Annotated in this window: 3 protein-coding genes; all 3 read left to right on the top strand. The window is 67.4% G+C overall.

The features are described 5' to 3' along the window. Positions 1–8: 8 nt before the first annotated feature. The 3 genes from G3T14_RS23895 (at position 9) to G3T14_RS23885 (ending at position 1,891) form a co-directional block, all read left to right on the top strand. Positions 9–1,052 (top strand): NAD(P)-dependent alcohol dehydrogenase, encoded by a 1,044-nt coding sequence (locus G3T14_RS23895; RefSeq protein ID WP_163644966.1) that lies wholly within the window; start codon positions 9–11, stop codon positions 1,050–1,052. Positions 1,053–1,259: 207 nt separating this feature from the next. Beyond that, complete coding sequence (locus G3T14_RS23890) at positions 1,260–1,499, top strand: biotin/lipoyl-containing protein (RefSeq protein WP_163644965.1); 240 nt, start codon at positions 1,260–1,262, stop codon at positions 1,497–1,499. 122 nt (positions 1,500–1,621) lie between these two features. Continuing rightward, positions 1,622–1,891: a cytochrome c gene (locus G3T14_RS23885; protein ID WP_163644964.1), complete on the top strand. Its 270-nt coding sequence runs from the start codon at positions 1,622–1,624 to the stop codon at positions 1,889–1,891. The last annotated feature ends 179 nt before the right edge of the window (positions 1,892–2,070 follow it).

Genomic DNA, 2,070 nt, shown 5'->3' with positions numbered 1-2,070 from the left:
CCAATTCAGTGTCCGGCTATGCGGCGCAGTCCTTCGAGGCCGCCTTGGCGCCCTATCAATTCACGCGCAGGGACCTGCGCGCCGACGACGTCGCCCTCGACATCCTCTACTGCGGCGTCTGCCATTCCGACGTCCACAGCGTCCGCAACGAGTGGGGCGGCGCCACGTACCCGATGGTGCCGGGCCACGAGATCATCGGTCGGGTGACGGGCGTCGGGGTGAGCGTCACGCGCTTCCGGGCCGGCGATGTCGTCGGCGTCGGATGCATGGTCGACTCCTGCCAACACTGTTCGCCCTGCGGCCGGGGGCTGGAGCAGTATTGCGACGACGGCGCGACGATGACCTACAACGCGCTCGACCGGCATGACGGCACGCCGACCTACGGCGGCTATTCCGACAGGACCGTCGTCTCCGACAGGTTCGTCCTCGCCATTCCAGAGGGGTTGGCCCTGGAGGGGGCCGCCCCGCTCCTGTGTGCCGGGATCACCACTTGGTCGCCGCTGCGCCACTGGAAGGTGGGCAAGGCGAGCAAGGTCGCGGTGGTCGGCCTCGGGGGCCTCGGCCACATGGCCCTGAAGCTGGCGAGCGCCCTCGGAGCCGAGGTGACGCTGTTCACCCGCTCCCCAGGCAAGGAGGAGGACGCCCGACGCCTCGGCGCCCATCATGTCGTCCTATCCACGGATGAGGCGCAGATGGCGGCGGAAAAGGACCGCTTCGACCTGATCCTGGATACCGTGCCGTTCGTCCACGACCTCAACCCGTACACTCCGACTTTGGCGCTCGACGGCACCCTGGTCCTGCTCGGGCAGATCGGCCCGGTCGGGCCGGACATGAGCTCCGTACCCTTGGTCATGGGCAGGAGGGCGGTCGCGGGGTCGTTGATCGGAGGCATCGCCGAGACCCAGGAGATGCTCGACTTCTGCGGGCGGCACGGCATCGTCTCGGACGTTGAGGTGATCCGCATGCAGGACATCAACGGGGCCTACGAGCGGATGCTGCGCAGCGACGTGAAGTACCGCTTCGTCATCGACATGGCCTCAATGAAGGCCTGACCGCCGCCGCAGGCCAGGGCCGGCATGGTCCTAGGTCGCACCGGTGGTCGCAGCTGATGCAGGCGCCGACCTAGATCCTAGCCTCGCCCGCACATCCCGACGACGGTGATCCGCTGCGCCGTGATCCAGATCAAGGCGCAGCCGGGCTCAGTGCGCTTCAATGCGAGACGGATACCCTAGGCCGGGGCATACGGAGGTCAGGAAGCCATGCCGGATATTCGCGTCTCTGAAGCACTCTGGTCCACAGGAATGCTGCCCGAGGGCATCCTCGAACGCTGGCTCGTCGAGGACGGGGCCAGGGTCCGTGTCGGCGAGGCCGTGGCGGCGGTCCGGATCGGCGAGGCGCTGCACGACATCACTTCACCTGCGGAGGGCTTGGTGGCGATCATGGCGCCTGCAGGCGACCTGGTGGACCCCGGTTGCATCATCGCCGAAGTCGCCGCGTGATGTCATGCGCCGCCGTCTTGGCGAGGACCGCATGATCCGGCCGCGTACCTACGGATGGCGTTTGGGTATCGCCACCGCCCTATTCGCTTGCCATCGCCCGGCAGGCCGCCGCCGGCCCGGCCATGGAGAACCACCGAATCCGGGGATGGACCCTGGCCGCGGAAAACTGCAGCCAGTGCCATGCCATCGGCAAGGGTGCCCGGGCGGGCGTCTTCGGCGGTCCGAGTTTCATGGCCGTGGCGGAGATGCCCTCGACCACGGGCATCGCGCTCGACGTCTTCCTGCAGAGCCATCACCCGAACATGCCCAGCGTCAGGCTGGATCGGGACGAAATGGACGCGGTCATCAACTACATCCTCAGTCTCAAGGTCGCAGAGCCCCCGGGGCGCTGACGTTGAGGGGAGGCACAAGGAACGTCACTCGGATGACCCAGCTTCAGACCAACCGTAATGCGCACGCCGACCATGTTGACCCCGGTCCGGACCCGGTGGCGAACGATGACGCAGGCCCGGCGAGGGACCCGGTGTGCGGGATGACGGTCGATCCGGAGACCGCGAAGCATCGCACTGAG

Origin of the sequence: Methylobacterium sp. BTF04 (assembly GCF_010692745.1) — a bacterium.
Taxonomy (GTDB): Bacteria; Pseudomonadota; Alphaproteobacteria; order Rhizobiales; family Beijerinckiaceae; genus Methylobacterium.
This window is presented reverse-complemented; position numbering and strand designations above follow the sequence as displayed.

What these genes read in the sequence shown, in the direction of transcription:
- G3T14_RS23890 (WP_163644965.1), top strand. Translation starts at nt 1,260, where the DNA reads ATGCCGGATATTCGCGTCTCTGAAGCACTCTGGTCCACAGGAATGCTG.
- G3T14_RS23885 (WP_163644964.1), top strand. Translation starts at nt 1,622, where the DNA reads ATGGAGAACCACCGAATCCGGGGATGGACCCTGGCCGCGGAAAACTGC.